Source organism: Lutibacter sp., from assembly GCF_040883305.1.
GTDB lineage: Bacteria > Bacteroidota > Bacteroidia > Flavobacteriales > Flavobacteriaceae > Lutibacter.
The window spans coordinates 1-6169 of record NZ_JBFLKT010000146.1 but is presented as its reverse complement, the minus strand read 5'-3'; the positions used below and the strand labels follow the sequence as shown (position 1 = coordinate 6169).

General features: G+C 32.0%; 7 protein-coding genes. All 7 read left to right on the top strand.

Annotation, left to right across the window (positions count from 1 at the left end):
• A partial coding sequence (gene kduI / locus AB1Z17_RS04845; RefSeq protein WP_368050668.1) for a 5-dehydro-4-deoxy-D-glucuronate isomerase occupies window positions 1-570 on the top strand: 570 nt, incomplete at its 5' end.
• 6 nt (window positions 571-576) lie between these two features.
• Complete coding sequence (locus AB1Z17_RS04840; protein WP_368050667.1) at window positions 577-1371, top strand: gluconate 5-dehydrogenase; 795 nt, start codon at window positions 577-579, stop codon at window positions 1369-1371.
• Between the two features lie 19 nt (window positions 1372-1390).
• On the top strand, window positions 1391-2791 hold the full coding sequence (gene uxaC, locus AB1Z17_RS04835; protein ID WP_368050666.1) for a glucuronate isomerase: 1401 nt from the start codon (window positions 1391-1393) through the stop codon (window positions 2789-2791).
• 16 nt (window positions 2792-2807) lie between these two features.
• Window positions 2808-3854, top strand: coding sequence for a PfkB family carbohydrate kinase (locus AB1Z17_RS04830; protein WP_368050665.1), 1047 nt, complete (start codon window positions 2808-2810; stop codon window positions 3852-3854).
• A gap of 80 nt (window positions 3855-3934) precedes the next feature.
• Entirely contained in the window at window positions 3935-4603 is a 669-nt protein-coding gene (locus tag AB1Z17_RS04825) for a bifunctional 4-hydroxy-2-oxoglutarate aldolase/2-dehydro-3-deoxy-phosphogluconate aldolase (protein ID WP_368050664.1), read from the top strand.
• Window positions 4604-4606: 3 nt separating this feature from the next.
• The gene (locus tag AB1Z17_RS04820; RefSeq protein WP_368050663.1) at window positions 4607-5581 is read left to right on the top strand and encodes a TRAP transporter substrate-binding protein; all 975 of its coding nucleotides are present in this window, start codon (window positions 4607-4609) and stop codon (window positions 5579-5581) included.
• A 2-nt stretch (window positions 5582-5583) separates the two neighbouring features.
• A complete protein-coding gene (locus AB1Z17_RS04815; protein ID WP_368050662.1) occupies window positions 5584-6075 on the top strand; it encodes a TRAP transporter small permease in 492 nt (163 codons plus the stop codon).
• Window positions 6076-6169: the final 94 nt, after the last annotated feature.

Genomic DNA, 6169 nt, shown 5'->3' with positions numbered 1-6169 from the left:
GAAGTTGACGGAACTACTTATAGTTTAGAATTTAAAGATGCATTATATATAGGAAGCGGAAATAAAGAAGTAGTTTTTAAAAGTAATGATGTAAATAATCCTGCAAAATATTATTTAAATTCTGCACCTGCACATAAAAGTTATCCAATAAAAAAAGTAAGTAAGTCAGAAGCTAATAAGATAGAGCTAGGATCTTTAGAAACTGCAAATCATAGAACAGTAAACCAAATGATTATTGGTGGTATTGTTACTACGTGTCAGTTACAAATGGGAATGACAGAGTTAAAAACAGGAAGTGTATGGAATACTATGCATGCACATGTACATGATAGAAGAATGGAGGTCTATTTTTATTTAGATATTCCAGAAAATCAAGCTGTTTGTCATTTTATGGGACAACCGCAGGAAACGCGTCATATTTGGATGGGCAATCATCAAGCGGTTATTTCTCCACCTTGGTCAATTCACTGTGGGTCAGGAACTTCAAATTATACTTTTATTTGGGGAATGGCAGGTGAAAACTTAGATTATGGAGATATGGATGTAGCTAAAATAACAGAATTAAGATAAAATTTTATGAACACTTCATTATTTAATGTACAAGGAAAAATAGCACTTGTTACAGGAAGTACTCACGGTTTGGGTATGGCAATGGCTCGTGGATTAGGTTTGGCTGGTGCAACTATTATTGTAAATGGAAATTCATCACAAGAAAAAATTGATATAGCGGTTTCAGCATATAAAAATGAAGGCATTAAAGCATTTGGTTACAAATTTAATGTTTCCAAAGAACAAGAAGTTAAAGTTGCAATTACAAAAATTGAAACTGAAGTTGGAAGTATCGATATTTTAATAAATAACGCTGGAATTATAAAACGCACACCATTATTGGAAATGGAAGTGGCAGATTTTAGAGAAGTTATTGATATTGATTTGGTGAGTCCGTTTATTGTTTCTAAACATGTTGTGAAAGGCATGGTGTCTAGAAAACAAGGAAAAGTAATAAATATTTGCTCTATGATGAGTGAATTAGGTAGAAATAGTGTTGGAGCCTATGCAGCCGCAAAAGGTGGTTTAAAAATGTTAACACAGAACATGGCAACTGAATGGGCTAAACATAATATTCAAGTAAATGGAATTGGTCCGGGTTATTTTGCCACTGAACAAACTGCACCAATTAGAGTTGATGGACATCCTTTTAATGAATTTATTATAAGTCGTACACCGGCAGGACGTTGGGGAGATCCAGAAGATTTAGCGGGTGCTGCTGTATTTTTAGCATCAAAAGCCAGTGATTTTGTTAACGGACAAATCATTTACGTAGATGGTGGTATTTTAGCAACAATTGGAAAACCTTCAAATGAAGAATAATTTAAAGTAATTATATAAAATGAGTGCAAAATTTATACATGATAATTTTTTACTGGGAAATAAATTCGCAGAAGAATTATATCATGACTATGCAAAAAATCAACCTATAATTGATTATCATAATCATTTACCTCCACAACAAATCTCAGAAAATAAAATATTTGATAATATAACAAATGTCTGGATTAATGGGGATCATTACAAATGGCGTGCAATGCGTACATTAGGTATAAATGAAGAATTTATAACAGGTGGAGCATCAGATAAAGATAAATTTTTAAGTTGGGCAAAAACAGTGCCTCATACAATGAGAAACCCATTGTTTCATTGGACACATTTAGAGTTAGCAAGGTATTTTGATATTTATGATTTATTGAATGAAAATTCCGCAGAAAAAATATACCAAGAAACAAAAGAAAAATTAAATACAAAAGCTTACAGTGTTCAAAATTTATTGCATAAAGTTAATGTAGAAGTAATCTGTACTACTGAAGACCCAATAGATACTTTAGAACATCATCAAAATATTAAAAAAAGCAATTTAAATTTAAAAGTGAGTACAGCTTTTAGACCAGACAAAGCAATTTTAATTGAAGAAGATGGCTATAATGCTTATATAGATTTACTTGGGAAATCTGCCGATATCTCAATAAATTCATATCAAAATTTATGTGATGCATTAGCCAAAAGAATTTCATATTTTAATGAAAATGGATGTAAACTTTGTGATCACGGATTAAATGAAATTTATTTTGAAAACTTTACTGAAAGTGAAATAAAATCGATTTTTGAAAAGAAAAGGAACAATCAGCTTATAAGTCATGAAGAAGCACTTAAATTTCAAAGTGCATTGTTATTGTTTTTAGCCGAAACATATCATGAATTTGGTTGGGTACAACAATTTCATTTAGGAGCTTTAAGAAATAATAATGCGCGTATGCTTAGAGTTTTAGGTCCAGATACAGGATGGGATTCTATTGGAGATTATTCTCAAGCTACTAAACTATCTGCATTCTTAAATGCGTTAGATAGTAAAGATAAATTAACCAAAACAATTCTTTATAATTTAAATCCAGCCGATAACGAAGTTATGGCCACAATGATCGGTAATTTTAACGATGGAAGTATTAAAGGGAAAGTTCAATATGGATCTGGATGGTGGTTTTTAGACCAAAAAGATGGAATGACCAAACAATTAAATGCACTTTCTAATATGGGATTAATTAGTTGTTTTATAGGTATGTTAACCGATTCTAGAAGCTTTTTATCATTTCCAAGACACGAATATTTTAGAAGAATTCTTTGTAACCTTTTAGGCGAGGAAATTGAAAAAGGTGAATTGCCAAACGATATGGAATGGATTGGGAAAATGGTTTCAGATATTAGTTATAATAACGCAAAAGAATATTTTAAATTTTAGAATACAACTAATTAAAATGAAAAAAGTAGTAACATTTGGAGAAATCATGTTAAGATTAACTCCACAAGGGTTTTTAAGATTCTCTCAAGCAAATAACTTTGATGCTATTTATGGAGGAGGAGAATCCAATGTAGCAGTTTCTTTAGCTAATTATGGAGTACCTGTAGATTTTGTAACACGTTTACCAAAAAATGATATTGGAGAATGTGCTATGATGGAAATGCGTAAGAGAGGTGTTGGAGTTGATAAAATTGTTTATGGTGGCGACCGTTTAGGAATTTACTTTTTAGAAACAGGAGCAGTGTCTCGTGGTTCTAAAGTGGTTTATGATCGTGTGCATTCATCTATCGCTGAAATTGAATCAGGTATGATTAACTGGGAAGAAGTTTTTGGAGGAGCAGAATGGTTTCATTGGACCGGAATTACACCTGCAATTTCACAAGGAGCTGCTGATGTTTGTTTAGAAGCCGTAAAAGCCGCTAGCAAATTAGGGATTACTATTTCAACAGATTTAAATTACCGTGCAAAATTATGGACTTTCTGTGATACTGCTCATAGAGAAGCTATTATGACAGAATTAACATCATATTGTGATGTAGTTTTAGGAAATGAAGAAGATGCAGAAATGCACTTTGGAATAAAACCAGAAGGAATAACAGTTCAAACACAAGGACACAATCTTAAGGCAGAAGCATTTTTATCTGTTTGTCAACAAATGATGGAAAAATTCCCAAGAGCTAAAAAAGTAATCACCACTTTAAGAGGGTCAATTTCAGCATCGCACAATACGTGGGCAGGAGTTTTATATGATGGTACAAAAATGTACGAAACACGTCAATATCAAATTACAGATATTGTTGACAGAGTTGGCGGTGGAGATTCCTTTATGGGAGGATTAATTTATGGTCTTTTGGAATATGAAGGAGATGATCAAAAAGCACTAGATTTTGCCGTTGCAGCATCTTGTTTAAAGCACACAATAAAAGGTGATGCTAATTTGGTAACAGTAGATGAAGTAAATAAATTAATGGGTGGAGATGCCTCAGGTAGAGTTGCCCGATAAAAATATGGATTAAGTTTGATTTTTAGGAACAGTTAAACCGTATTTTACGGTTTAGCTTTCCTACCTTTAAATTCAAAATTATGGCACAATTTACAAGAATAGAAGTTGCAACAGCAATGAAAGAAACAGGGATGATTCCATTGTTTTTTAACAACGATATTGAATTAAGTAAAAAAGTATTAAAAGCATGTTATGACGGTGGAGCACGCTTAATGGAATTTACAGCTCGTGGAGATTTTGCGCACGAAGTTTTTGGTGAATTAACAAAATTTGCAATTGCAGAATTGCCAGGAATGATTATGGGTGTTGGTTCAGTAACTGATGCAGCAGCAGCTTCCTTATATATGGCTTTAGGTGCTAATTTTATTGTAACTCCAGTTTTAAGAGAAGACATCGCAATTGCTTGTAACAGACGTAAAGTTTTATGGTCTCCAGGATGTGGAACTTTAACTGAAATAACAAAAGCTGAAGAATTAGGTTGTGAAATTGTAAAATTATTTCCAGGAGATATTTACGGTCCACAATTTGTAAAAGGAATTAAAGGTCCTCAACCATGGACCAATGTTATGCCAACTGGTGGTGTTTCTCCAACAATAGAAAATTTAACGGGTTGGTTCAATGCTGGAGTAACTTGCGTTGGAATGGGTTCTCAATTAATTTCAAAAGAAATTATTGCCAATAAAGATTTTGACAAATTAAAGCAGGATGTTGCAAATGTGCTAAATGTAATAAAAAATTTAAAAGACTAAATAATGCGATTTAAAATAATTTTCTTAGGAATTCTTTTTATAAGTATAATATCTTGTAATAAAGTAGAAGATTCTAAAACTCTGTACTTAGGCCATACCTTGCCTCAAACTCATCCAGTGCATATGGGAATGTTGGAATTTCAAAAGGCTTTAGAAATAAATTCAAAAGGCAAATTAAAAGTCAAAATTTTTCCTGATGGTCAATTGGGATCAGAAAGAGAATTACTAGAATTATTACAAATTGGAAGCGTTGCTGCGACGAAGGTAAGTGCAGCTACATTATCTAATTTTGTCCCTGAATATCATGTGTTAGGAATACCATACTTGTTTAGAGATAAAACACATCAATTTAATGTTTTAGAAGGTCCAATTGGAAAATCAATTTTAGAGAAAGGATCTAAATTTTGGCTTCGAGGATTATGTTATTATGATGCAGGGAGTAGAAGCTTTTATACTAGTAAAAAAGCCATAAGAACTCCAGAAGACCTAAAAGGCCTAAAAATTAGAGTTATGAATAATCAAATGGCTATTAATATGGTAAATTCTATGGGAGGTTCTGCAACACCGTTGTCTTATGGAGAGCTATATACAGCTATTCAACAAGGGGTTGTAGATGGAGCAGAAAATAACCCACCGTCTTTTGTATCATCGAACCATTATGAAATTTGTAAGTATTATACACTTGATGAACATTCTTCTGTGCCTGATGTATTACTAATAGGTACAAAATATTGGGATAAGTTATCTGAAGAAGAGAGAATCTGGGTGCAGGATGCTGCAGATCACTCAGCTCAAGCACAAAAATTTTTTTGGGATGAATCGGTAAAGGAATCAATGAAAGTTTTAAAAGACTGGGGGGTAGAAGTTATAATACCAGAAAAATCATTATTTGCAGAAAAATCAAAGCCTGTTTTAGAGGAGTTTATTATAGAATTTCCTGAGATGTCGAAAATTGTAAATGAAATTAAAAATAAATAATTATGAATAAATCAGAGTATATTTTTAATAAAGTAAATAAAATTCTTGAGTGGTTTTTGATTGTAATTTTTGCACTTTTAGTTTTAGATGTTTTATTTCAAGTGTTTTCAAGATATATTTTGGGCACATCTTTTACTTGGACTGAAGAATTTGCAAGGTTCTCATTAATTTGGATGACCATTTTAGGAGCTGCTTATCTTAATGCTAAACGAGAACATTTATCGATGGATTTCTTATATCAAAAACTATCTTTGAAAAATAAAAGAAAAGCTTCAATACTTATAGAAGTATTTATATTTCTTTTTGCACTAATAGTTATGGTTGTAGGCGGATTAAACTTGGTTTATACCACACTGCATTTGGAGCAATTATCGGGTACCTTACGTATACCTCTTGGGTATGTTTATGCAATTTTACCCTTTAGTGGTTTCTTAATTATGTGCTTTTCCATATATCACATAGCAAATACTTGTTCAAATAAAAGCCTTAGTTAATTATGAGTATAGAAATTATTAGTATTATCGTTTTATTTGCAAGTTTTTTTGCGCTTTTGTTAATAAAAGTTCCAGTGGCATATAGTATTGGAAT

What these genes read in the sequence shown, in the direction of transcription:
- AB1Z17_RS04820 (WP_368050663.1), top strand. Translation starts at nt 4,607, where the DNA reads ATGCGATTTAAAATAATTTTCTTAGGAATTCTTTTTATAAGTATAATA.
- uxaC (WP_368050666.1), top strand. Translation starts at nt 1,391, where the DNA reads ATGAGTGCAAAATTTATACATGATAATTTTTTACTGGGAAATAAATTC.
- AB1Z17_RS04815 (WP_368050662.1), top strand. Translation starts at nt 5,584, where the DNA reads ATGAATAAATCAGAGTATATTTTTAATAAAGTAAATAAAATTCTTGAG.
- AB1Z17_RS04840 (WP_368050667.1), top strand. Translation starts at nt 577, where the DNA reads ATGAACACTTCATTATTTAATGTACAAGGAAAAATAGCACTTGTTACA.
- AB1Z17_RS04825 (WP_368050664.1), top strand. Translation starts at nt 3,935, where the DNA reads ATGGCACAATTTACAAGAATAGAAGTTGCAACAGCAATGAAAGAAACA.
- AB1Z17_RS04830 (WP_368050665.1), top strand. Translation starts at nt 2,808, where the DNA reads ATGAAAAAAGTAGTAACATTTGGAGAAATCATGTTAAGATTAACTCCA.